The organism is Streptomyces sp. DT224 (assembly GCF_049844595.1).
Taxonomy (GTDB): Bacteria; Actinomycetota; Actinomycetes; order Streptomycetales; family Streptomycetaceae; genus Streptomyces.
Genome location: NZ_JBNCLI010000006.1, coordinates 452538 through 473906, shown reverse-complemented (window position 1 = coordinate 473906; position 21369 = coordinate 452538). Strand labels below are relative to the sequence as shown.

Sequence of the window (21369 nt, the reverse complement as noted above, 5' to 3'; positions counted from 1 at the left end):
GCAGGAGCCACGGAGGCGGGGGCGGTCCGGCACACCGGGCCGCCCCCGCCTCCGTCACACCCAGCCCCGGTCCCTCGCGTACCAGCCGAGCTGGAGGCGCGTCGTGGCGTCGGCCCGGGCCATGAGCGCCTGGAGCCTGCGCTGCACGGTGCGCACCGACAGCCGTACCTGACCGGCCACCGCCGTGTCCGTGAGGCCGGCGAGCAGAAGCCGCAGGATGTGGGCGTCGACCGCGTCGATGTCGGCGTGCGGCTGCTCCTGGTAGGGGCGGGAACGCTGCCAGACCTGCTCGAACAGCTCCCGCGCCACATGCGCCAGACCGCCGCGCAGCACCACCGCCGGGTCCACATCCGCCTCGCGCCCGTGCAGCGGCAGCATGGCCACCGCGCCGTCGCACAGGATCAGCTTGTACGGGACCTCGGTGACCGTACGCACCTCCACCCCGTCGGCCAGGGACTGCGCGACCTCGTCCGAGGCGCCCGGCTCGCTCAGGAACCCCTGATCGACCACGGCCCGCACCCGTACCCGCCGGGAGATGGCCGTCACCTCCGCGCTGTCCGCCGGGGTGACCGCCTGGGGAGCGCCCGCCGAGAAGATGTCGATGGTGCTGCGCGCAGACAGCTGGAGCTGGAGGTAGCGGGTGCGGATCGCCTCGGTGCCCTCGACGATCTCCACGAGATCGCGCTGCGCCCGGTCGGCGGTCGCCGTCCGGTAGGTCTCCGCGAGCCGCGCCACGGTCAGCTCGGCGCGCTGGAGGCGTTCGCGCCGGGCGGCGAGCTCGACCCCGAGCGCGACGGCCGGCGGGGCGGCCGCGTAGCGCCGCCCGTCGGCGACCCGCAGGACCAGCCCCCGTTCCACCAGGGCGTGCAGGGCCTCACCCGTCCGCTCCTCGCTCAGCCCGGCCGCGGGGGCCAGTTCCGGGCGGGCGGACGAGGGCAGCGCGATCAGCGCCTGGTAGACGGCGGCCTCATCGGCGGTGAGCCCCAGATCCTCCAGCCCCATGGCGGCCCTCACTTCTGCGCTGCGTAGACATGTCGAACCGACGTGGCAGAAGTGTCGCAGGCCGTTTTCGCGGCCGTCCCGTCACGGCCACACCAGGCAGTACGCCTGGTGCCCCGCGTCGTGCAGCCGGTGGCTGAAGTCCTGCCACTCGTGGAGCAGCTGGTAGACGTTGAACGCGTCGCGCGGGCCGCCGCGGTCCGGGACCGTGGACCAGATGAAGGCGGCGGCGCCCACCGACTCCTCGCCGACGCCGCGCAGCGGGTCGACCACGGTCATGGGGAGCTTGACCACCGCGTAGTCGGGGTGCAGGACGACCAGTTCCAGCGGGGGGACCTTGTGCAGAGGTATGCCCTGTATGCCGGTGAGGACCATCGCGGCCACGGTCTCCGGCTTGATCTTGGTGAACATGCCGCCCATGCCGAGCTCGTCGCCGCCGAGTTCCTCGGGGCGCATGGAGATGGGCACGCGTGCCGCGGTGGCTCCGTCGGGAGCACCGAAATATTTGTAGGTCACCCCCACCCGGCCACCACTCCCGCTCCCGGCTCCGCCGCCTGTCCGCGCCTCACCGGCCTGTATGCCCTGCGTGTGCTCAGCCTCGCGCCGCCGGTGCCGCCCACGCCGGGCAGGCTCGGGCCCCGGGCCGTCCGTCCCTTCGCCCACTCCGCCACCGCGATGCATATCTCATCCACCCGACTACTCACTAGGAGGCACAGCCCCCGCCGTGCAACCCGATCATCGTGTCAGTGACCTCCCCCACGGGCGTGCGGTGAAACACCTGTCCGCAAAGACCGTCCGTGGCTCTGACACCATGGCATGTGTGAGCTTTCCCTATGACGCCCCAGTTTCGCAGACGCTTTTCGACCGCGCGTCCCTCGTGACGCCCGGCGGCGTGAACTCTCCTGTCCGTGCCTTCCGGGCCGTGGGCGGTACGCCCCGGTTCATGGTGTCCGGTACCGGTCCGTACCTGACCGACGCCGACGGGCGGGAGTACGTCGACCTCGTGTGCTCGTGGGGGCCGATGATCCTCGGCCACTCCCACCCCGAGGTGATCGCCGCAGTCCAGGAGGCCGTCGCCCGCGGCACCTCGTTCGGTACGCCCGGCGAGGGCGAGGTCGCGCTCGCCGAGGAGATCGTCGCGCGCGTCGAGCCGGTCGAGCAGGTGCGGCTGGTGTCGTCGGGGACCGAGGCGACGATGTCCGCGATCCGCCTCGCCCGCGGGTTCACCGGCCGGGCCAAGGTCGTGAAGTTCGCCGGCTGCTACCACGGCCACGTGGACGCCCTGCTCGCGTCGGCCGGGTCCGGCGTCGCGACCTTCGGGCTGCCGGACACCCCCGGGGTCACCGGCGCGCAGGCGGGCGACACGATCGTGCTGCCGTACAACGACCTGGACGCCGTGCGCGCCGCGTTCGCCGCGCGGCCCGGCGAGATCGCGTGCGTGATCACCGAGGCGTCGCCGGGCAACATGGGCGTCGTCCCGCCGCTGGACGGGTTCAACGCGGGGCTCAAGGAGCTGTGCGCCGCCAACGGGGCGCTGTACATCTCCGACGAGGTGATGACCGGCTTCCGTACGTCGAAGGCCGGCTGGTACGGCGTCGACGGGGTCCGCCCGGACCTGATGACCTTCGGCAAGGTCATGGGCGGCGGCTTCCCGGCCGCGGCGTTCGGCGGGCGCGCCGACGTGATGGCGCACCTGGCGCCGGCCGGCCCGGTCTACCAGGCGGGCACGCTGTCCGGGAACCCGGTCGCCACCGCCGCCGGGCTGGCGCAGCTGCGGCTCCTGGACGACGCCGCGTACGCGAAGGTGAACGCGGTCTCCGCCGAGATCCGGGGTCTGGTGAGCGCCGCCCTGGACAAGGAGGGCGTCGCGCACACCGTGCAGGCGGCGAGCAACATGTTCTCCGTGTTCTTCACGGACGGGCCCGTCCGTGACTACGAGGACGCCAAGCGGCAGGAAGCCTTCCGCTTCACCCCGTTCTTCCACTCGATGCTGGCGCAGGGCGTCTACCTCCCGCCGTCCGCGTTCGAGTCGTGGTTCGTGTCCACCGCCCACGACACGCAGGCCGTCGAGCGCATCGCCGCCGCCCTGCCCGCCGCCGCCCGCGCCGCCTCGGAGGCCACCGCATGAGCGAGAAGAATCCCGACGACATCACCGTGGTCCACCTGATGCGCCACGGCGAGGTCCACAACCCGGAGGGCGTGCTGTACGGGCGCCGGCCCGGGTACCACCTCTCCGAGCTGGGCCGGCAGATGGCCGACCGGGTCGCCGAGCACCTGGAGAAGCGCGACATCACGTACGCCGTCGCCTCCCCGCTGGAGCGCGCCCAGGAGACCGCGACCCCGATCGCCAAGGCGCACGGCCTGGACCTGGCCACGGACGAACGGCTCATCGAGGCCGCCAACGTCTTCGAGGGCAAGACCTTCGGCGTGGGCGACGGCGCGCTGCGCAAGCCGGACAACTGGAAGCACCTGACGAACCCGTTCCGCCCGTCGTGGGGGGAGCCGTACATCGAGCAGGTCGTCCGCATGATGGGCGCGCTCGACGCGGCCCGGGACGCGGCCCGGGGGCACGAGGCGGTCTGCGTCAGCCATCAGCTGCCGATCTGGATCGTCCGCAGCTTCGTGGAGCGGCGGCGGCTCTGGCACGACCCGCGCAAGCGGCAGTGCACGCTCGCCTCGCTGACCAGCTTCACGTACCGGGGCGACAAGATCGTCTCCGTCGGCTACTCGGAGCCGGCCCGCGACCTGGTCCCCGCGCACCTGCGGGCCGGTGCGAAGCCGGTGAAGGGCGCGTCGAAGGGGTTCGGCGCGTAGCAGCCCCGCGGACCGGATTTACGTACCTCTGTTCGGTCACCGTCGGGTCTGGTTTCGTAAAGAATTTTGTGCTATCTGGGGGAACCTCCGTGTGGCTCCTCCCATCTAAGCGATTGCCAGTTTGTATGGACTTAAGGCAAAACGACCGCAGATGGGAAGCCGCATGCGTGAGATCAGCCGAAGGGGATTGCTCGGAGCCGGTCTCGGTGCCGCGGCCGCCGCCGGAATGGCGGGGTGCGGCACCACCGGCTCCCCCGGCCCCGACGCCGGCGACGGAAGCCCGAGTCCGGACAAGGGCGCGACCGGACAGAAGGCGGCCGGCGGCACCTCGAAGGGCACCGGAAACAAGAAGGACGTCCGCGCCATCGGCGACGGTTCCACCGCCTATACCGGGAAGCAGCCGAAGCAGCCGCAGGCCCCCGTGCCCCTGGAACCCGGGCAGAAGCCCCCGCAGTTCGTGATCTTTTCCTGGGACGGGGCCGGCGAGGTCGGCAACGGGCTCTTCCCGCGCTTTCTGGAACTCGCCCGGGAACACGACGCGTCGATGACCTTCTTCCTCTCCGGCCTCTATCTCCTGCCGGAATCGAAGAAAACGCTCTACCGCCCGCCGAACAACCCCGTCGGCGCCTCCGACATCGGCTATCTCACCGACGGCCACCTCAAGGAGACGCTGAGGAACGTCCGGCAGGCATGGCTCGACGGCCACGAGATCGGCACCCACTTCAACGGGCATTTCTGCGCCGGATCCGGATCGGTCGCCCACTGGACCCCCGCCCAGTGGCAGAGCGAAATCGACCAGGCGATCTCCTTCGTCACCCAATGGCGCACCAACACCGGCTGGGACGGCGAGGAATCGCTCCCCTTCGATTACCGCAAGGAACTCGTCGGCGGCCGCACCCCCTGTCTCCTCGGCCAGGACAACCTGCTGCCCGCCGCCAAGAAGCTCGGCTGGCGCTACGACGCCAGCTCGCCCGGCGGCACCCAGGTCTGGCCCGTCAAACGCCAGGGCATCTGGGACCTGCCGCTCCAGGGCATCCCCTTCCCCGGGCACACCTTCGAAGTCCTCTCCATGGACTACAACATCCTCGCCAACCAGTCGCAGAACTCGACCAGGGGAATGCCCTCCCGCTATCCCGGCTGGCGCGAACAGGCCACACAGTCCTACCTCAGCGGATTCAAGCGCGCCTACGAGACGAACCGCGCACCCTTCTACATCGGAAACCACTTCGAGGAGTGGAACGGCGGCATCTATATGGACGCCGTCGAAGAAGCGCTCAAGCACATCGCCGGAAAACCGGATGTGCGCCTCGTCTCGTTCCGGCAGTTCGTCGACTGGCTCGACGTCCAGGACCCGGCGATCCTCGCCAAGCTCCGTACACTCCAGGTCGGCGAAGCACCCGCGGGCGGCTGGAACACCTTCTTTAAACGAGCCTGACAACGGGCTTTACGGGCACCGAGGGGGGTGCCCAAGATCCCCGGAACGGCCATGCGAAACTTTTCACATGAGCCATGGCCGCGCACCCCGACGCCGCTTCACGCTGCTCGCCGCCCCCCTGGCGGCCGCCGCCCTCGCGCTGACGCTGACCGCGTGCGACTCCGGCGACAAGACCAGCGGCGGCGGCGACACCAACTTCGTCACGGGCACCGGCGGAATCGCCACCGCGCCCAAGGGCGAGCGCGCCGACGCACCGGAGCTCGACGGCGAGACCGTGGACGGCAAGCAGCTCGATCTCGCCGACTACAAGGGCAAGGTCATCGTCCTGAACGCCTGGGGCTCCTGGTGCGCCCCCTGCCGGCTCGAAGCGAAGTACTTCAAGCAGGTCGCCGAGGCCACCAAGGACAAGGGCGTGCAGTTCGTGGGCATCAACACCCGCGACAACTCCAAGAGCAACGCCGTCGAGTTCGAGAAGAGCCACGAGACCCCCTACCCCAGCTTCTACGACCGGACCGGGAAGCTCCTCCTCCGCTTCCCTAAGGGCACCTTCAGGCTCCAGTCCATCCCGTCGACCGTCGTGATCGACCGGGACGGCAAGCTCGCCGCCCGCTTCGTGGGCCCGATGGACGACACCGATCTGCACAAGATGCTCGACCCGCTGATCGCGGAGAAGTGATCAGGTGAGCACCCTCGCCGCCGCCATGCAGAACAACACCGTCCTGAACGGTGCCCTGCTGGTCGCCCTGCCCATCGCCCTGCTCGGCGGGCTCGTCTCCTTCTTCTCGCCCTGCGTCCTGCCGCTCGTCCCCGGCTACCTCAGCTACGTCACCGGGGTCAGCGGCGCCGACCTCGCCGAGGCCCGGCGCGGCCGCATGGTCGCCGGCGCCTCGCTCTTCGTCGCCGGCTTCACCGCCGTCTTCGTCTCCGGCGGCGCCCTCTTCGGCTACTTCGGCGACACCCTCCAGGCCAACAGCGGGCCCCTCACCAAGGTGCTCGGCGTGCTGATGATCCTCATGGGCGTCTTCTTCATGGGGCTCATGCCGTGGATGACGCAGCGCGAATTCCGTATCCACAAGAAGCCGGTGACCGGCCTGATCGGCGCCCCGCTGCTCGGCGCCCTCTTCGGCATCGGCTGGACCCCGTGCCTCGGGCCCACGCTCAGCTCGGTGTCCATCCTCGCGATGAACCAGGGCACCGCCGGACGCGGCGCCATACTGACCGTGGCCTACTGCCTGGGCCTGGGCATCCCCTTCGTGCTCGCCGCCGTCGCCTTCCGCAAGGCGCTCGGCGCGTTCGGCTGGGTCAAGCGCCACTACGCCTGGGTGATGCGCATCGGCGGCGGAATGATGATCGTGACCGGGCTGCTCCTCCTCACAGGTGCGTGGGGCAGCATGATGCAGGAACTACAGGGCTGGTCGGCCGGCTTCCAGGTGGGGATCTGAGTACCAATGAGCAACACCACCTCCAACCGCTCCCGGGAGCGGGACCAGGAGAACACAGCTGACCTCGGCGCCGCCGGCTCCCAGCTCTCCACGGCCCCCCGCGAGGAGTCCCTGGCGAACCTCCCCGCGATGGGCGTCATCGGCTGGATCCGCTGGTTCTGGCGCCAGCTCACCTCCATGCGGGTCGCGCTGATCCTGCTCTTCCTGCTCTCGCTCGGCGCCATCCCCGGCTCGCTGATCCCGCAGAACAGCGTGGACGAGCTGAAGGTGCAGACGTTCAAGGACGCGCACACCTTCGTCACGCCGATCTACGAGAAGCTCCAGTTCTTCGACGTCTACAGCTCGGTGTGGTTCTCCGCGATCTACATCCTGCTGTTCGTCTCGCTCATCGGCTGCATCGTCCCGCGCACCGCCACCTTCGTCGGCCAGCTCCGCAGCCGCCCGCCGGGCGCGCCCAAGCGCCTCACCCGGCTCCCCGCGTACACCACCTGGCGCACCGAGGCCGAGCCGGAGCAGGTCCACGAGGCCGCGCTCGCGATCGTCCGCAAGCGCCGCTACCGGGCCCACCTCACCGGGGACGCCGTCGCCGCCGAGAAGGGCTACCTGCGCGAGGCCGGCAACCTGATCTTCCACATCGCGCTCATCGTGATGCTCGTCGCCTTCGCCTGGGGCCAGCTCTTCAAGTACGAGGGCGCCAAGCTGGTCGTCGAGGGCGACGGGTTCTCCAACACGATCACCCAGTACGACAACTTCAAGTCCGGCTCGCTCTACGACGACGACTCGCTGACCCCGTTCAGCTTCACCCTGGACGACTTCATCGGCACCTACGAGCGCAAGGGGCCGCAGATCGGCACCCCGCGCACGTACGAGGCGCGCGTGACCTTCTCCGACGGCGCGTACGGCAAGCCGCAGAAGAAGGTCATCAAGGTCAACGAACCCCTCGTCGTCGACGGCACGAAGGTCTACCTCAACGCCCACGGCTACGCCCCCGTCATCTCCGTCAAGGACGGCCGGGGCAAGGAGGTCTTCAAGTCGGCCGTCCCGCTGCTGCCCCTCGACAACAACGTCACGTCGAGCGGCGCCATCAAGGTGCTCGACGGCTACCGCGACAAGAACGGCAGGACCGAGCAGCTGGGCTTCCAGGCGTTCTTCGTGCCGACCTTCGCGGGCAAGGGCAAGGGCACCATGTGGTCCCAGTTCCCGGCCGCCGACTTCCCCGTCCTCGCGCTCAACGGCTACCACGGCTCCATCGGCGTCGACTCCGGCATCGCGCAGAACGTGTACCAGCTGGACACGAGCAAGATGAAGGAGTTCAAGGACGCCGACGGCAAGCAGCTCAAGCAGCGGCTCCTCGTCGGCGAGACGATGAAGCTGCCCGACGGGGCCGGCTCCATCACCTTCGAGGGCCTCCAGGAGTGGGCGAGCTTCCAGATCTCCGAGCAGCCCGCCAGCGGCTGGGCGCTCACCGGCGCCGTGGCCGCCATCGCCGGCCTCGCCGGCTCCCTGTTCATCCAGCGCCGACGCGTCTGGATCCGGGCCGTGCGCGGCGCCGACGGTGTCACCGTGGTCGAGATGGCCGGGCTCGGCCGCAGCGAGTCCGCGAAGCTTCCCGAGGAGCTGGCCGACCTCGCGGTCACGCTCAACGCCGAGGCGCCCACCGCGCCCGGCACCGACAGCGACGTCGCCGAGGCGTCCTCCGTAGAACCCGCCGAAGGGTCTGAGAAGTGAATCTCGCCGCCGCAACCAACGAGAACCTGGCACACACCAGCAATGTGCTGATCTATTCGTCGATGGCCGTCTACACCCTGGCCTTCTTCGCGCACATCGCGGAATGGGTGTTCGGCAGCCGCAGCAAGGTCGGCCGCACCGCCGCCGCGCTCACCACCGAGGAGGCCGCCGCCGCGCCCGGCACGGTGAAGGTCCAGGTCGCCACCAAGGGCGGCGGCACCGCCGTCCTGGAGAAGCCCAGGGTCATCACCCGGTCCGCCACCGGCTCGCGCGACGTACCGGACGGGCCCGGCGCCGCAGGCGGCACCTTCAAGGGCGACCTCTACGGGCGGATGGCGGTCTCGCTGACCGTCCTCGCGTTCCTGGTCGAGGCCGGCGGCGTCGTCGCCCGCGCGCTGTCCGTGCAGCGCGCGCCCTGGGGCAACATGTACGAGTTCTCCGTCACCTTCTCCACGGTGGCGGTCGGCGCGTACCTGATCCTGCTCGCCCTGAAGAAGAACGTCCGCTGGATGGGCCTGATCCTGGTCACGGCCATCCTGCTGGACCTCGGCCTCGCGACCACGGTGCTCTACACCTCCAGCGACCAGCTGGTGCCCGCGCTGCACTCGTACTGGCTCTGGATCCACGTCTCCACCGCCATCATCTGCGGCGCGGTCTTCTTCATCGGCGGCATCGGCACCCTCATCTACCTCTTCCGCGACAGTTACGAGAACAAGCTCGCGAAGGGCGAGGAGCCGGGCTCCTTCGCCCACTCCGTGCTCTCCCGGATGCCGTCCGCGTCGAGCCTCGACAAGTTCTCGTACCGGATCAACGCCGCCGTCTTCCCGCTGTGGACGTTCACGATCATCGCGGGCGCGATCTGGGCGGGCGACGCCTGGGGCCGCTACTGGGGCTGGGACCCCAAGGAGGTCTGGTCCTTCATCACCTGGGTCGCGTACGCCGCCTACCTGCACGCCCGCGCCACCGCCGGCTGGAAGGGCCGCAAGGCCGCGTACCTGGCCCTGATCGCCTTCGGCTGCTGGATCTTCAACTACTACGGCGTCAACATGTTCGTCGTCGGCAAGCACTCGTACGCCCACTGACGCACATCACGACGACACCGCCTGCCCGCCACCGGTCCGCCGGGGCGGGCAGCGGTCTTTCCCCGGGGGAGGGGCGGCGCATGACCATGCACGACGACCAGGTGGACGCGACCACGGCGACCGTCGCGGCCCTGATCCGCGACCAGTTCCCGCAGTGGGCGGGCGAGGCCGTCCGCCCCCTGGCCTCCACCGGCACGATGAACACCATCTTCCGCATCGGCGACGGCCTCTCCGCGCGCTTCCCGCTGCACCGCGCCGACCCCGCCGAGACGCTGGCGGCCCTCGAACAGGAGGCCCGGGCGGCCGCGGAGCTGGCACGGGCCACCCGCTTCCCCGTCCCGGAACCGGTCGCCCTGGGCGCGCCCGGCCCCGGCTACCCCCTGCCCTGGGCCGTCCAGACCTGGCTCCCGGGGACCAACGCCTTCGACGCCGATCCGGGCGGGTCCGGCGCCTTCGCCCGGGACCTCGCGGACTTCGTCGCCGGCCTCCGGGACGCCGGCACGCGGGGCCGGTCCTTCGGCGGGCAGGGGCGCGGCGGGGTGATCGCCGACCACGACGGCTGGATCGCCACGTGCTTCGAGAGGAGCGAGGGCCTGCTCGACGTGGACCCGCTGCGCGCGCTGTGGAGCGGCTTCCGGGAGCTGCCGCGTACGAGCCCCGACGTGATGAGCCACGGCGACCTGATTCCCGGCAACATCCTGGTCGTGGACGGCCGGCTCGGCGGGGTGCTCGACACCGGGGGCTTCGGCCCGGCCGACCCGGCGCTGGACCTGGTCGGCGCCTGGCACCTGCTGGGCCCGGGCCCGCGCGAGGTGTTCCGGCGGGCGCTGGGCTGCGACGAACTGGAGTGGGAGCGCGGCAGGGCGTGGGCGTTCGAGCAGGCGATGGGCCTGGTCTGGTACTACGCGGACAGCAACCCGGTGATGAGCGCCCTGGGCCGCCGCACGATCGCCCGCCTCCTGGACCTGGCGGGAACCTTCGGCTGAGCTAGCAGGCTTCCGGGTCGTCGTGGATGGTCAACGCCCCGGCGAGGTCGAGGTCGGCGACAGTGCCGTGTGCTCCGGCGCGGACGAGCAGCACCGCGCCGAGTGCGGTGCTCCAGAACGTCTTGGCCTCCACGTCGAGCGGTCGACGCGCCCGCCAGCCGCGACTGTCGATGAGCCGGCTCACGAAGCGCTCGGACTGCCGGAACAGGACCTGGAGGTGCTGGTCGACCACGGGGGCGAGTTCGGGCTTGGAGATTCCGGCGGCGAGTGCTCGCGCGACCGATGGAAGCGAGGGCATGGCCAGTACGGCGCGGGCGATGTTGCGCCGGAAAGCCGTCGCATCGGGGGCTTGGCGACCGATGCGCTCGATGCGTCGGGCGTCGTGCAGCAGGCCGAGAAAGGCGGCGTGCACGAGCAGCGAGTCCTTGGAGCCGAAGTGGTACGTCACCTGGTTGGGGAAGACGCCTGCCGCGTTCGCGATCTCCGCGACGCTCACTTCGGTGCCGGGCCGGTCCTTGCAGAGCTGTGCAGTCGCCTCGATCAGTCGGCGCCTCGTGGCGCGACCGCGGTCACGGGGACGCGCTGACGTCGACCGGGCTTGGTTCCGCTTCTCGTCCACGCCGAAATTGTATGTGATACAACAAGCCCTATCGACTTGTATCGCATACAAGAAAGGCCTGAGGGCATGCACCGGACTGAAGTCGTCGTGACCGGACTCGGCGCGATCACCCCGCTCGGCGGAGATGTGGGCTCCACGTGGACAGCCCTGCTCGCAGGTGACTCCGGCCTCCGCGACGGTGTCCTGCGAGGCCAGGAGGGCGTAGGCCTTCCCGGCGTCGTGGCGGGGACGATGGCGGCCGACCCCGCCGAGTCGCTGCCGCCGGTGCAGGCCAGGCGGCTCGACCGTTCGCAGCAGGCAGCCCTCACCGCGGCCGCGGAGGCCTGGGCCGATGCCGGCGCCCCGCAGGTCGATCCGGACCGGCTCGCATCCTCGATCGGCACGGGCATCGGGGGCGTACAGACGCTGCTGAAGGAGGACGACGTGCTGGAGGCGTCCGGGACGCGGCGCGTCTCGCCGCGTACGGTCCCGATGCTCATGCCCAATGCGGCGGCGGCGCTGATCAGCATCGAATACGGCGCACGGGCCGGGGTCTACACGCCCGTCTCGGCGTGCTCCTCCGGTGCGGAGGCGATCGCCCTGGGCGCCGGACTCATCCGGGCCGGCGAGGCGGACGTGGTCATCGCGGGCGGCACCGACGCCGCGATCGCTCCGATCACCGTCGCCGGCTTCACCCAGGCACAGGCCCTCTCACGCCACACCGCCGAACCCGCTTCAGCCTCCCGGCCGTTCACCGCGGACCGCAGCGGCTTCGTCCTCAGCGAGGGCGCCGCTGTCCTGGTGCTCGAAAGCGCCGAGCACGCCGAGGCCCGGGGCGCGCGCGTCCACGCGGTACTCGCCGGCGCCGGCATCGCCGCCGACGCTCACCACATCACGGCGCCCGCCGCCGACGGCTCGGGCCAGATCGCGGCCATGCGGAAGGCCCTCGCGCAGGCCGGCCTGGCGCCCGAGCAGATCAGCCATATCAACGCCCACGCCACCGGAACTCCGGTCGGCGACGCCGCCGAGGCTCGGGCCATCGGGGCGATCTTCGGCCGTGCCACCGTGACGGCCCCCAAGGCGGCGCTCGGTCATCTCTTCGGTGCCGCGGGCGCGATCGAAGCCCTGATCGCCGTCCTCAGCGTGCGGCAAGGCGTCATCCCGCCGACCCGGAACATCACCGACGCCGGCATCGGTCCCGACATCGATCTCGATGTCGTCGCAGAGCGACGGGACACACCCCAGGAGGCCGTGCTCAGCAACTCCTTCGGCTTCGGAGGGCAGAACGTCTCGCTCGTCGTCACCGGCGCAGGGCGCCACGCCTCCCGGACGGCCTCGACCGTCGGTGATGCCCTGGCCTTCCGCGATTAGGAGGCTTCCTCCGTGCCGTTCTCGCGGCGCTTCAGCTCGTCCTCGCGGCGGCGCAGGTCCGCCTCCCAGTCCTTGAGGAGCGCCTCGTCCTTCTTGTTCTCCTCCTTCAGCGACTTCAGGAAGTCCGGGTTGTCGTCCGGAGCGACCCACTGCTGACGGTGGTTGCGGTGCCACTCGGAGGGCGTACGGCCTCCGGCGGGGGCCTGGCGGACCTTGCCCGCGGCGAGCCAGACGATCGGGCCGACGATCCAGAACAGCAGGATGATGAAGACCCAGGCGATCTTCGGCAGGTGCTTGGCCTCGTCCTCCGGGGTGTTCAGGCAGTCGATGAACGCGAAGATCGTCAGCGCCAGCGGCAGAAGGTAGATCAGGGCCCGGAGCATGATGGAAAGTCCCCCCGAGGAGAGTTGGCGGGGCTTTTGCCCCGCCCCGGTGACGGGCCCAGGGTAGCGGGTGTCATTTGCGTCCCACGGCGAGCAGGTGGGAACTGGCGGCGAGCAGCTCCGGGTACGGTTCGGCCATGCGGGCGGCCGCCAGCGCGGAGGCGAACAGGCGCGATCCGGCCAGGGATTCCCCCGTGTGGCGCTCGGTCGCTTTCAGCAGGGCCCAGGTGGGTCCCTCGACGCCGTACACCTGGGTTTCGGTGAGGCCGGCCTCGCACATTTCGGCGTCCAGCTCGGCGCCCGTGTGGAAGTGGGCTTCGGTGAAACCCTTCTTCCCGTCGTGCGATCCGGTGTCCAGGATCTTGGCGATGCCCTCCTGGAGCGAGTCGCGGTCGAGGTGGGCGAGGGCGGTGTGCTCGAAGAGTGAGGCGTAGCGGTTGATCCCGGCGGCGGCGACCAGCCCGCCGGGCCGGACCACGCGGTACGCCTCCGCCAGGGCCGTCTTCCGGTCGGCGGCCTCCGCGAGGTGGTACAGCGGGCCGAGGACCAGGACCACGTCGTACGCATCATCGGCCGCGCTCAGGTCTCGGGCGTCCCCCAGCTCGACGCTGTACCCGGAGCCCTCGGCTTCGGCGATGTGCCGTTGCACGGGGTCCACGAGATGGACTCGGTAGCCGTCTTCGGACAGCCATCGGGCGTGGGCGCCGGGGCCGCCGCCGACATCCAGTACGGAAGCGGGTGCGGGCGGCAGGTGCCGGCGCAGCAACTCCTGGGTGCGGACCATCTCCAGGACTCCGTCGGCGGGGCCGGAGAGCCGTTCGGACTCGTTGATCGTGGACGTGTAGAACTCGATGATTCCTGGGGGGACTTGGTAAGCCGTCATGAGACCGTCCTGTTCCGGGCCGAAGCCGAGGCGGGTGCAACCCTCGGCTAACCTAACCGGTTGACCTGTCCAGCTACCAGGAGATCACAGTGCCGCAATTGAAGTACGAACAGATCGCGGAGTCCCTGCGCGCGAGGATTTCGGACGGCGAGTTCGGACCGGGTGATCTGCTGCCTTCCGGGCGCGACCTGTGCGAGCAGTGGTCGGTCTCGCGGGCCACCGTCATCAAGGCGATGGACGTATTGCGCGGTGACGGGCTCGTCGTCGCCCGGCAGGGGTCGGGGTTCACGGTGGTGGAGACTCCGGTGGCCCGGCCGGCGGGGCGGCGTTCCGCCGGGTCGACGCGTGTTTCCGGCGGGCGGCCGTTCCGTCGGCTGGGAGTGCCGGAGAAGGAGGAACCGCCCACGCGGGTGGCGGACGCGATGGGACTGGAGGCCGGGGCGCTCGCCCTCCGTCGGGACCGGCTGATGCTGCTCGACGACGGCTCGCCGCTGTCGCTGGTCACGGCCTGGTTCCCGGAGGAGGTGGCGGACGCCTGCCCCAAGCTGGCGCAGAAGGGGCCGATTACGGAAGGGACCACGCACTATGTGGCGCGGATGACCGGCAGGTCACCGGCCCGCGGGACGGACGTGACTTCAGTGCGTCTCGCCTCCGACAGCGAGGCTGGGAGCCTCGGGCTTGACATGCCTGCCGCACTCGCGGTCGTCCTTCACGTGGCGAGCGATGGTGACGGTGATGTCCTCGTGTGCGAGGAGGGTGTGACACCGGCTCACCTCTGGGAGCAGGTGGAGACCTACCCGATGGGTGGAAGCGTCGGCGAATAGCTTGACTGGACCGGTCAACCGGTCCAATCTCGGTCCATGAGCATCTCGGAGCACACGGACTTCCTCCACGCGCGCTTACTTCCGTGGACCAGGCCCGACGGCGGACCTTGCTATCTGCAGACCGACGGCCACGGCTACGTGTCGCGTGTGGCGGACGAGATGGAAGCCGTGCAGCTCAGCATGGGCGCGGAAGTCCTCGACTGCGCCAAGCCGATCATCGCCGCCGCCGGATCGACGGTCGCAGAGCTGCGGTTCGCCGCCGCGAGGCTGGCTGAGTGTCTGACGGACGCGCTGCGCGTTTCGGAAAGCAGGGGCATGCGGCTGCGGTGCGGCGAGGGAGTGGGACCGGAAGCGGAGCCCGACTGTGTTTGCGGGGCGTAAATACCGCGCGGAACTGACAGCAGAGCAGTGATCGCCGCCGTTGAAGGCTACGGCGGAGTCTGCCGGGCCGTCCGGAACACGGCGCTGGTGCAGCGCCAGGCGTCGGCCGGGCCGTCGGCTTTCCGGCGTGCCACCGCGTCGGTCGGCGGCTGACGCGGGGAGCCCCGGCGGGCGCCGCCGGGGAGGATGTCAGACTGGACGGCATGGCTTACGACGATCTTCGATCCCTCCTCCGGGCTCTGGAGCGCGAGGGCGAGCTCAAGCGCATCAAGGCCGAGGTCGACCCCTATCTGGAGGTCGGTGAGATCGTCGACCGGGTGAACAAGGCCGGCGGGCCCGCGCTGCTCTTCGAGAACGTCAAGGGGTCCTCGATGCCCCTGGCCATGAACGTCTTCGGTACCGACAAGCGGCTGCTCAAGGCGCTCGGGCTGAAGTCCTACAGCGAGATCAGCGACAAGATCGGCGGGCTGCTCAGGCCCGAGCTGCCGCACGGCTTCGTCGGGGTGCGGGAGGCCTTCGGGAAGCTCGGGTCGATGGTGCACGTGCCGCCGAAGAAGGTGAAGGGCGAGAACGCGCCCGTCCAGGAGGTCGTCCTCACCGGCGACGACGTGGACCTGGACCGGCTGCCCGCGCTGTTCACCTGGCCCAAGGACGGCGGCTCCTTCTTCAACCTGGGGCTCACCCACACCAAGCACCCCGAGACCGGCATCCGCAACCTCGGGCTCTACCGGCTCCAGCGGCACGACCGGCGCACCATCGGGATGCACTGGCAGATCCACAAGGACAGCCGCAACCACTACCAGGTCGCCGCCCGGCGCGGGGAGCGGCTGCCCGTCGCCATCGCGTTCGGCGCGCCGCCCGCCGTCACGTACGCCTCCACCGCGCCGCTGCCCGAGGACATCGACGAGTACATGTTCGCCGGGTTCCTCCAGGGCAAGCGGATCGAGATGGTCGACTGCAAGACCGTGCCGCTCCAGGTGCCGGCCAACGCCGAGGTGGTCATCGAGGGGTGGCTGGAGCCCGGCAAGACGCTCCCCGAGGGGCCGTTCGGCGACCACACCGGCTTCTACACCCCGCAGGAACCGTTCCCCGCACTGACGATCGACTGCGTCACCATGCGGAAGCGGCCCCTGCTCCAGTCCATCGTGGTCGGCCGGCCGCCGACCGAGGACGGGCCGCTCGGGCGGGCCACCGAGCGGTTCTTCCTGCCGCTCCTCAAGATCATCGTCCCGGACATCGTGGACTACCACCTGCCGGAGTCCGGCGGCTTCCACAACTGCGCGATCGTCTCGATCGACAAGAAGTACCCGAAGCACGCGCAGAAGGTGATGAGCGCGATCTGGGGCGCGCACATGATGTCGCTGACGAAGCTGATCGTCGTCGTGGACTCGGACTGCGACGTCCACGACCTGCACGAGGTGTCCTGGCGGGCCCTCGGCAACACGGACTACGCCCGCGACCTGGTGGTCACCGAGGGCCCCGTCGACCACCTCGACCACGCCTCGTACCAGCAGTTCTGGGGCGGCAAGGCGGGCATCGACGCGACGCGGAAGTGGCCCGAGGAGGGGTACACGCGGGACGGGGGCTGGCCGGACATGGTCGAGTCGGACCCGGATACGGCGGCCCTGGTGGACCGCCGGTGGAAGGAGTACGGGCTGTGAGCGCCGCCGAAGCGACCCTGGGATCGGGGCCCGCACGACCGAACAGCAAGGTGAAAGCCTTCCTGCGGCTCGTGATGATCGAGCACTCCGTCTTCGCGCTGCCCTTCGCGTACATCGCCGCCCTCACCGCGATGTTCCTCGACGGCGGGGAGATCCAGTGGGTCACGCTGCTGCTCGTCACGGTCGCGATGGTCGGGCTGCGGACGTTCGCCATGGCCGCGAACCGGATCATCGACCGCGAGATCGACGCCCGCAACCCGCGCACCGCGAGCCGTGAGCTGGTCACCGGCGCGGTGTCGGTGAAGTCGGCGTGGACGGGCGCGCTCGTCGCCGTCGTCGTGTTCCTCGGGGCCGCCGCCCTGCTGAACCCGCTCTGCCTGGCGCTGGCGCCGGTCGCGGTCGTCCCCATGGTGGTCTACCCGTACGGCAAGCGGTTCACGAACTTCCCGCACGCCATCCTGGGGCTCGCCCAGGCCATGGGCCCGGTCGGTGCCTGGCTCGCGGTCACCGGCAGCTGGTCGGGGGACGCGGTGATCCTGGGGCTCGCCGTCGGCATCTGGATCGGCGGCTTCGACCTGATCTTCGCCTGCCAGGACGTGCAGGCCGACCGGGCGCACGGGGTGCTGTCCTTCCCGGCGCGCTTCGGTATCCCGGCCGCGCTGTGGGGCGCGCGAGTGTGCCACGTGGTGACGACGGGCCTGCTGGTCTGGTTCGGCCTCGCCACCGACGCGGAGGCGTTCTACTGGATCGGCATGGTGATCGTCTCGGTCGCCTTCGTGTACGAGCACCGGGTGGTGCGCCCGCACGACCTGTCCCGGCTGAACCGGGCGTTCTTCTCGGTCAACGGCTTCATCGGCATAGCGCTCTTCGTGTGCGCGCTGCTGGACCTGGTGGTGCGCGGGCTCACGGTGTGAGTGGTGCCGGATAGGCTCGGGGGTGTGGATTCCCGGTCTTCAGTGAGTCAGCAGCCGCGAATGCCTTGGATTGTCGGGGTTTCCGGCGCTTCGGGCACTCCTTTCGCCGCCGCGGTGCTGCGCGGGCTGCTGGCGGCGGGGGAGAGCGTGGACCTGGTCGTGAGCCGGGCGTCGCGGCTGACGCTCCTGGACGAGACGGGGATCTCCTACCGGGACGCGCACTGGCGCGAGGACCTGGCGGCCTGGCTGGCGCGGGGCGCGGACGGGAAGCCGGACACCTTCGACGTGGACCTGTCGGGCGTACGCCACTGGGCGGCCGGCGATCTGGCCGCGGGGCCGTCCTCGGGGTCGTACCCGGCGAAGGGGATGCTGATCGTCCCGGCCTCGACGGCGTGCGTGGCGGGGGTGGCGCTCGGGCTGTCGAAGGACCTGTTGCAGCGGGCGGCGAGCGTGACGCTCAAGGAGCGGCGGAAGCTGGTGGTCGCGGTCCGGGAGACGCCGCTGAGCGGGCAGACGCTGAAGCAGCTGGTGGCCCTGGACGAGGCGGGCGCGGTCGTGCTGCCCGCCTCGCCGGGCTTCTACGCGGGGGCGACGCACATCCAGGATCTGGTGGACTTCGTCGCGGGGCGGGTGCTGGACGCGGCGGGTGTGCCGCACCGGCTGTACCGCCGTTGGGAGGGGGAGCTGGGTGGCGGCTCCCCGGGCTGACGGTGTGGGCGTCAGCGCTTCTTGGGCGCGCGCCGGGGGCCGCGGGTGCGGTCGGTCCGGAGGGCGGCGGTGGGGCGGTGGGCACGCGAGCGGTTGGCCAGGTCCTGAAGCTCGCGCATCCGGGCGTAGGCCATCTCGATCGTGTACACGGTGTCGTCACTCCTGAAGATTCGTCAGCGATTTCTGGTTGTGCGAGAAGATTTGCAGGCTTCAACGCCTGTACGCCTTGGATTCTACACGTAGACTTGCGGTATTGCTGAACAATGGAAGGTTTCAGTCACATGGACGCGGTGGACAGGCAGCTCATCCAGGCCCTCCGGGAGAACGGCAGGGCCTCGTACGCCGAGCTCGGGCGGCTCGTCGGGCTCTCCGGGCCCAGCGTCACGGACCGCATCAACCGGCTGGAATCCGCCGGGGTCATCACGGGCTACCGCGCGACCGTCGACGCGGCCTCGCTCGGCCTCGGGGTCACGGCCCTCATCGGCATCTCGCTCTCCGACGCCGCCGACCACGAGGACGTGGCGCACCGGCTGAAGGACCTCGCGGAGATCGAGGACGCCTGGTTCATCGCGGGCGACGACTCGTACATGCTCAAGGTCCGCGTGGGTGACGTGGACGGGCTGGAGAAGACGATCCGCCGCCTCAGCTCGACCAAGGGCGTCTCGCGCACCCGCACCACGATCGTGCTCTCCACCAAGTGGGAGAACCGGGTCGGAGACCTCCCCGAGGAGAGCTAGCGCCCCTCCCGGCAAGCTTTGCCCCGTCGCGCCGCCCAGCACGCACGCTCGCCGCGTTGGCCAAAAGCCCTGGTAGCGGAGCTACCAGGGCTTTTGGCCGCCTTGCGATCGCACGCACCGGACGACGCTCCTCGCGGGGCAGACATCGCCGGTCGCGACGCTAGGCGTACGGTGGGCGGGTTCGGTACGGCGAGGAATTGAGGAGCACTGGTGGACGCGGGACTCAAGCGCGAACTGGAGCAGAAGGTCGAAGCCGGTGAGCGGCTGACCCGCGAGGACGGGATCGCGCTCTACGAGTCCGACGACCTGGCGTGGCTGGGCGGTCTGGCCCACCAGGTGCGTACGCGCAAGAACGGCGACGTCGTCCACTTCAACGTCAACCGTCATCTCAACATGACGAACGTGTGCACCGCCTCGTGCGCGTACTGCTCCTTCCAGCGCAAGCCGGGGGAGAAGGACGCGTACACCATGCGCATCGAGGAGGCGGTGAAGCTCGCCAAGGCGATGGAGGGCGAGAACCTCACCGAGCTGCACATCGTCAACGGGCTGCACCCGTCCCTGCCGTGGCGCTACTACCCGCGCTCGCTGAGCGCGCTCAAGGAGGCGCTGCCGCAGGTCTCCCTGAAGGCGTTCACCGCCACCGAGATCCACCACTTCGAGACCATCTCCAAGCTCTCCGCCTCGGAGATCCTGGACGAGCTGATCGAGGCGGGTCTGGAGTCGCTGACCGGTGGCGGCGCGGAGATCTTCGACTGGGAGGTCCGCCAGCACATCGTGGACCACAACACCCACTGGGAGGACTGGTCGCGCATCCACCGGCTCGCCCACGAGAAGGGGCTGAAGACGCCGGCGACCATGCTGTACGGGCACATCGAGGAGCCCCGGCACCGCGTCGACCACGTGCTGCGGCTGCGTGAGCTCCAGGACGAGACCGGCGGCTTCCAGGTCTTCATCCCGCTGCGCTACCAGCACGACTTCGTGGACATGAAGGACGGCAAGGTCCGCAACAAGCTCCAGGCGCGGACCACGATGGCGACCGGCGCCGAGGCGCTGAAGACCTTCGCCGTCTCCCGGCTGCTGTTCGACAACGTCCCGCACGTCAAGGTGTTCTGGGTGATGCACGGCGTGCAGACCGCCCAGCTCGCCCTCCAGCACGGTGCGGACGACATGGACGGCTCGGTCGTGGAGTACAAGATCACGCACGACGCGGACAACTACGGCACGCCGAACAAGCTGACCCGCGAGGACCTGCTCGACCTGATCCGCGACGCCGGCTTCCGGCCGGTGGAGCGCAACACCCGGTACGAGATCCTCCGCGAGTACCCGGGCCCGGACGCGGAGCGGCGCGAGTCGCCGCAGCCGATGCGGGTCTGACCCGGCGCGCGCCGCGCGCGCGGCGCCGCACGTACGAAAGCTCCGGCCACCGTCCCCGGCCGGAGCTTTCTCGCGTTCCGGGCGCGGCTTGAGCGGGCATCCTGTAATGGGTAATCTGCACCTATGGCTCTTACATTCGAGGTGGACCCGGCGTTCGGCCGCCCCCTGCGCGACGGCATCGTCACGCTCTGGGTCGATGTCTCCAACGCGGGCGGTGCGGTCGGCTTCGTGCCGCCCGTGTCGGAGGGCGACATCCGGCCGGAACTGCTCAAGCACCAGGTGGCCCTGACCGAGGGGCGGACCCGGCTGGTCGTCGGCTACGACGAGGAGGGGCGCGTCGCCGCCACCGCCTTCCTCACGCTCAACACGCACCGGCTGATGCGGCACTGGCTGTGGGCGTACACCGTGATGGTCCACCCCCGCCACCAGGGCAAGGGGTACGGCCGCGACCTGATGGCCGTCGTCGCGGACACGGCGCGCGCGACCGAGGGCATCGAGGCGATCCGGCTCACCTGCCGGGGCGGGACCGGCGCCGAGCGCTTCTACGCCGCCTGCGGCTACAAGGAGGTCGGGCGCGTGCCCGGGGCGATCCGGGTGGCCGAGGGCGACGACCGGGACGACGTCTTCATGCTGCTGCCGCTGGGCTGATCCCTCCCGGGACGCGGCCCAGCGAATCGATCGATTGCGGGGCATGCTTCACTGGTCGGGCAGGACTGTCGTACGTAGAGAGAAGGCCAGCTGTGTCCGCTGCCAAGCCGAGCGCAACGATCCGGTACACCGCGATGCGTCTCAGCATCTTCGTCGGCTGCTTCGTCGTCGCCGCCATCGCCGTCAACCTCGGAGTCGTGCCGTCCGGGGTCGGGGGATCCAATGTCGTCTGGGTCATCCTGCTCGCCCTGGTGCTGTCCGCGCCGCTCAGCTTCGTCCTGCTGCGCAAGCAGCGCGACGAGATGTCCGAGCAGATCGTCTCCTCGGTCGACCGCGCCAAGGCCCGACTGGAGGCCAACCGCACGCGCGAGGACGGCGTGACCCCGTAAGGGGAACGTAAG

The 21369-nt window shown here is 70.1% G+C and carries 24 protein-coding genes; 18 read left to right on the top strand and 6 right to left on the bottom strand.

Going from position 1 to position 21369, the window contains the following annotated elements; genetic code table 11:
* Window positions 1-54: 54 nt before the first annotated feature.
* Complete coding sequence (locus ACLQ2N_RS18010) at window positions 55-1002, bottom strand: helix-turn-helix domain-containing protein (protein ID WP_425814107.1); 948 nt, start codon at window positions 1000-1002, stop codon at window positions 55-57.
* Window positions 1003-1083: 81 nt separating this feature from the next.
* Complete coding sequence (locus ACLQ2N_RS18005) at window positions 1084-1680, bottom strand: hypothetical protein (protein ID WP_073865012.1); 597 nt, start codon at window positions 1678-1680, stop codon at window positions 1084-1086.
* A gap of 130 nt (window positions 1681-1810) precedes the next feature.
* Here ACLQ2N_RS18005 and hemL point away from each other — a divergent pair, with 130 nt between their 5' ends.
* The 8 genes from hemL to ACLQ2N_RS17965 all read left to right on the top strand — a co-directional run bounded on the left by hemL (window position 1811) and on the right by ACLQ2N_RS17965 (window position 10486).
* On the top strand, window positions 1811-3127 hold the full coding sequence (gene hemL, locus ACLQ2N_RS18000) for a glutamate-1-semialdehyde 2,1-aminomutase (RefSeq protein ID WP_425814105.1): 1317 nt from the start codon (window positions 1811-1813) through the stop codon (window positions 3125-3127).
* Window positions 3124-3813, top strand: a complete 690-nt coding sequence (locus tag ACLQ2N_RS17995) for a histidine phosphatase family protein (RefSeq protein ID WP_161211123.1) — start codon at window positions 3124-3126, stop codon at window positions 3811-3813. Before hemL ends, ACLQ2N_RS17995 begins: the two co-directional genes overlap by 4 nt.
* A gap of 163 nt (window positions 3814-3976) precedes the next feature.
* Window positions 3977-5248, top strand: coding sequence for a hypothetical protein (locus ACLQ2N_RS17990; protein ID WP_425814103.1), 1272 nt, complete (start codon window positions 3977-3979; stop codon window positions 5246-5248).
* Between the two features lie 67 nt (window positions 5249-5315).
* Window positions 5316-5924 carry a TlpA family protein disulfide reductase gene (locus tag ACLQ2N_RS17985; protein ID WP_425814101.1) on the top strand — a complete coding sequence of 203 codons (609 nt, stop codon included), beginning with the start codon at window positions 5316-5318 and terminating at the stop codon, window positions 5922-5924.
* A gap of 25 nt (window positions 5925-5949) precedes the next feature.
* Window positions 5950-6690 (top strand): cytochrome c biogenesis CcdA family protein, encoded by a 741-nt coding sequence (locus ACLQ2N_RS17980; RefSeq protein WP_425814225.1) that lies wholly within the window; start codon window positions 5950-5952, stop codon window positions 6688-6690.
* A 6-nt stretch (window positions 6691-6696) separates the two neighbouring features.
* Complete coding sequence (gene resB, locus ACLQ2N_RS17975; protein ID WP_425814099.1) at window positions 6697-8418, top strand: cytochrome c biogenesis protein ResB; 1722 nt, start codon at window positions 6697-6699, stop codon at window positions 8416-8418.
* Window positions 8415-9500, top strand: a complete 1086-nt coding sequence (ccsB, locus tag ACLQ2N_RS17970) for a c-type cytochrome biogenesis protein CcsB (RefSeq protein WP_425814097.1) — start codon at window positions 8415-8417, stop codon at window positions 9498-9500. Before resB ends, ccsB begins: the two co-directional genes overlap by 4 nt.
* An 80-nt stretch (window positions 9501-9580) precedes the next feature.
* The gene (locus ACLQ2N_RS17965) at window positions 9581-10486 is read left to right on the top strand and encodes an aminoglycoside phosphotransferase family protein (protein ID WP_425814095.1); all 906 of its coding nucleotides are present in this window, start codon (window positions 9581-9583) and stop codon (window positions 10484-10486) included.
* A 1-nt stretch (window position 10487) separates the two neighbouring features.
* On the opposite strand, the gene ACLQ2N_RS17960 is transcribed toward ACLQ2N_RS17965, so the two are convergent.
* Window positions 10488-11105, bottom strand: a complete 618-nt coding sequence (locus ACLQ2N_RS17960; protein WP_425814093.1) for a TetR/AcrR family transcriptional regulator C-terminal domain-containing protein — start codon at window positions 11103-11105, stop codon at window positions 10488-10490.
* A gap of 66 nt (window positions 11106-11171) precedes the next feature.
* On the opposite strand from ACLQ2N_RS17960, the gene ACLQ2N_RS17955 reads away from it, so the two are divergent.
* Entirely contained in the window at window positions 11172-12455 is a 1284-nt protein-coding gene (locus ACLQ2N_RS17955) for a beta-ketoacyl-[acyl-carrier-protein] synthase family protein (protein WP_425814091.1), read from the top strand.
* Here the strand turns inward: ACLQ2N_RS17955 and ACLQ2N_RS17950 are convergent.
* Window positions 12452-12838 (bottom strand): PLD nuclease N-terminal domain-containing protein, encoded by a 387-nt coding sequence (locus ACLQ2N_RS17950; RefSeq protein ID WP_425814089.1) that lies wholly within the window; start codon window positions 12836-12838, stop codon window positions 12452-12454. The two genes, ACLQ2N_RS17955 and ACLQ2N_RS17950, sit on opposite strands and share 4 nt — an antisense overlap.
* A gap of 73 nt (window positions 12839-12911) precedes the next feature.
* Complete coding sequence (locus ACLQ2N_RS17945; protein WP_425814087.1) at window positions 12912-13721, bottom strand: class I SAM-dependent methyltransferase; 810 nt, start codon at window positions 13719-13721, stop codon at window positions 12912-12914.
* 89 nt (window positions 13722-13810) lie between these two features.
* On the opposite strand from ACLQ2N_RS17945, the gene ACLQ2N_RS17940 reads away from it, so the two are divergent.
* From ACLQ2N_RS17940 to ACLQ2N_RS17920, 5 genes are all read left to right on the top strand, one after another.
* Window positions 13811-14545 (top strand): GntR family transcriptional regulator, encoded by a 735-nt coding sequence (locus tag ACLQ2N_RS17940; RefSeq protein ID WP_425814085.1) that lies wholly within the window; start codon window positions 13811-13813, stop codon window positions 14543-14545.
* Between the two features lie 36 nt (window positions 14546-14581).
* A complete protein-coding gene (locus tag ACLQ2N_RS17935) occupies window positions 14582-14926 on the top strand; it encodes a hypothetical protein (RefSeq protein ID WP_425814083.1) in 345 nt (114 codons plus the stop codon).
* A 203-nt stretch (window positions 14927-15129) separates the two neighbouring features.
* A complete protein-coding gene (locus tag ACLQ2N_RS17930; protein ID WP_425814081.1) occupies window positions 15130-16587 on the top strand; it encodes a menaquinone biosynthesis decarboxylase in 1458 nt (485 codons plus the stop codon).
* A complete protein-coding gene (mqnP, locus tag ACLQ2N_RS17925) occupies window positions 16584-17501 on the top strand; it encodes a menaquinone biosynthesis prenyltransferase MqnP (protein ID WP_425814079.1) in 918 nt (305 codons plus the stop codon). The genes ACLQ2N_RS17930 and mqnP overlap by 4 nt, the downstream gene beginning before the upstream one ends.
* Before the next feature lie 60 nt (window positions 17502-17561).
* Complete coding sequence (locus tag ACLQ2N_RS17920) at window positions 17562-18209, top strand: UbiX family flavin prenyltransferase (RefSeq protein WP_425814077.1); 648 nt, start codon at window positions 17562-17564, stop codon at window positions 18207-18209.
* A gap of 11 nt (window positions 18210-18220) precedes the next feature.
* Here the strand turns inward: ACLQ2N_RS17920 and ACLQ2N_RS17915 are convergent, their stop codons facing one another.
* Window positions 18221-18358, bottom strand: a complete 138-nt coding sequence (locus ACLQ2N_RS17915; RefSeq protein ID WP_425814075.1) for a hypothetical protein — start codon at window positions 18356-18358, stop codon at window positions 18221-18223.
* A 132-nt stretch (window positions 18359-18490) separates the two neighbouring features.
* Between ACLQ2N_RS17915 and ACLQ2N_RS17910 the strand changes: the two genes are divergently transcribed.
* The 4 genes from ACLQ2N_RS17910 (at window position 18491) to ACLQ2N_RS17895 (ending at window position 21357) form a co-directional block, all read left to right on the top strand.
* Window positions 18491-18946 (top strand): Lrp/AsnC family transcriptional regulator, encoded by a 456-nt coding sequence (locus ACLQ2N_RS17910; protein WP_365682101.1) that lies wholly within the window; start codon window positions 18491-18493, stop codon window positions 18944-18946.
* Between the two features lie 210 nt (window positions 18947-19156).
* Window positions 19157-20320 carry an aminofutalosine synthase MqnE gene (gene mqnE / locus ACLQ2N_RS17905; RefSeq protein ID WP_425814073.1) on the top strand — a complete coding sequence of 388 codons (1164 nt, stop codon included), beginning with the start codon at window positions 19157-19159 and terminating at the stop codon, window positions 20318-20320.
* Between the two features lie 123 nt (window positions 20321-20443).
* Window positions 20444-20968 carry a GNAT family N-acetyltransferase gene (locus ACLQ2N_RS17900; protein WP_425814071.1) on the top strand — a complete coding sequence of 175 codons (525 nt, stop codon included), beginning with the start codon at window positions 20444-20446 and terminating at the stop codon, window positions 20966-20968.
* Between the two features lie 134 nt (window positions 20969-21102).
* Window positions 21103-21357, top strand: a complete 255-nt coding sequence (locus tag ACLQ2N_RS17895; RefSeq protein ID WP_425814069.1) for a DUF4229 domain-containing protein — start codon at window positions 21103-21105, stop codon at window positions 21355-21357.
* The last annotated feature ends 12 nt before the right edge of the window (window positions 21358-21369 follow it).

Coding starts and splice junctions, on each gene's coding strand:
- ACLQ2N_RS17930 (WP_425814081.1), top strand. CDS start 15,130: ATGGCTTACGACGATCTTCGATCCCTCCTCCGGGCTCTGGAGCGCGAG.
- resB (WP_425814099.1), top strand. CDS start 6,697: ATGAGCAACACCACCTCCAACCGCTCCCGGGAGCGGGACCAGGAGAAC.
- ACLQ2N_RS17995 (WP_161211123.1), top strand. CDS start 3,124: ATGAGCGAGAAGAATCCCGACGACATCACCGTGGTCCACCTGATGCGC.
- hemL (WP_425814105.1), top strand. CDS start 1,811: ATGGCATGTGTGAGCTTTCCCTATGACGCCCCAGTTTCGCAGACGCTT.
- ACLQ2N_RS17980 (WP_425814225.1), top strand. CDS start 5,950: ATGCAGAACAACACCGTCCTGAACGGTGCCCTGCTGGTCGCCCTGCCC.
- ACLQ2N_RS17965 (WP_425814095.1), top strand. CDS start 9,581: ATGACCATGCACGACGACCAGGTGGACGCGACCACGGCGACCGTCGCG.
- ACLQ2N_RS17955 (WP_425814091.1), top strand. CDS start 11,172: ATGCACCGGACTGAAGTCGTCGTGACCGGACTCGGCGCGATCACCCCG.
- ACLQ2N_RS17910 (WP_365682101.1), top strand. CDS start 18,491: ATGGACGCGGTGGACAGGCAGCTCATCCAGGCCCTCCGGGAGAACGGC.
- ACLQ2N_RS17950 (WP_425814089.1), bottom strand. CDS start 12,838: ATGCTCCGGGCCCTGATCTACCTTCTGCCGCTGGCGCTGACGATCTTC.
- ACLQ2N_RS17990 (WP_425814103.1), top strand. CDS start 3,977: ATGCGTGAGATCAGCCGAAGGGGATTGCTCGGAGCCGGTCTCGGTGCC.
- ACLQ2N_RS17945 (WP_425814087.1), bottom strand. CDS start 13,721: ATGACGGCTTACCAAGTCCCCCCAGGAATCATCGAGTTCTACACGTCC.
- ACLQ2N_RS17920 (WP_425814077.1), top strand. CDS start 17,562: ATGCCTTGGATTGTCGGGGTTTCCGGCGCTTCGGGCACTCCTTTCGCC.
- ACLQ2N_RS17895 (WP_425814069.1), top strand. CDS start 21,103: ATGCGTCTCAGCATCTTCGTCGGCTGCTTCGTCGTCGCCGCCATCGCC.
- ACLQ2N_RS18010 (WP_425814107.1), bottom strand. CDS start 1,002: ATGGGGCTGGAGGATCTGGGGCTCACCGCCGATGAGGCCGCCGTCTAC.
- ACLQ2N_RS17900 (WP_425814071.1), top strand. CDS start 20,444: ATGGCTCTTACATTCGAGGTGGACCCGGCGTTCGGCCGCCCCCTGCGC.
- ACLQ2N_RS17935 (WP_425814083.1), top strand. CDS start 14,582: ATGAGCATCTCGGAGCACACGGACTTCCTCCACGCGCGCTTACTTCCG.
- ACLQ2N_RS18005 (WP_073865012.1), bottom strand. CDS start 1,680: ATGCATCGCGGTGGCGGAGTGGGCGAAGGGACGGACGGCCCGGGGCCC.
- ACLQ2N_RS17985 (WP_425814101.1), top strand. CDS start 5,316: ATGAGCCATGGCCGCGCACCCCGACGCCGCTTCACGCTGCTCGCCGCC.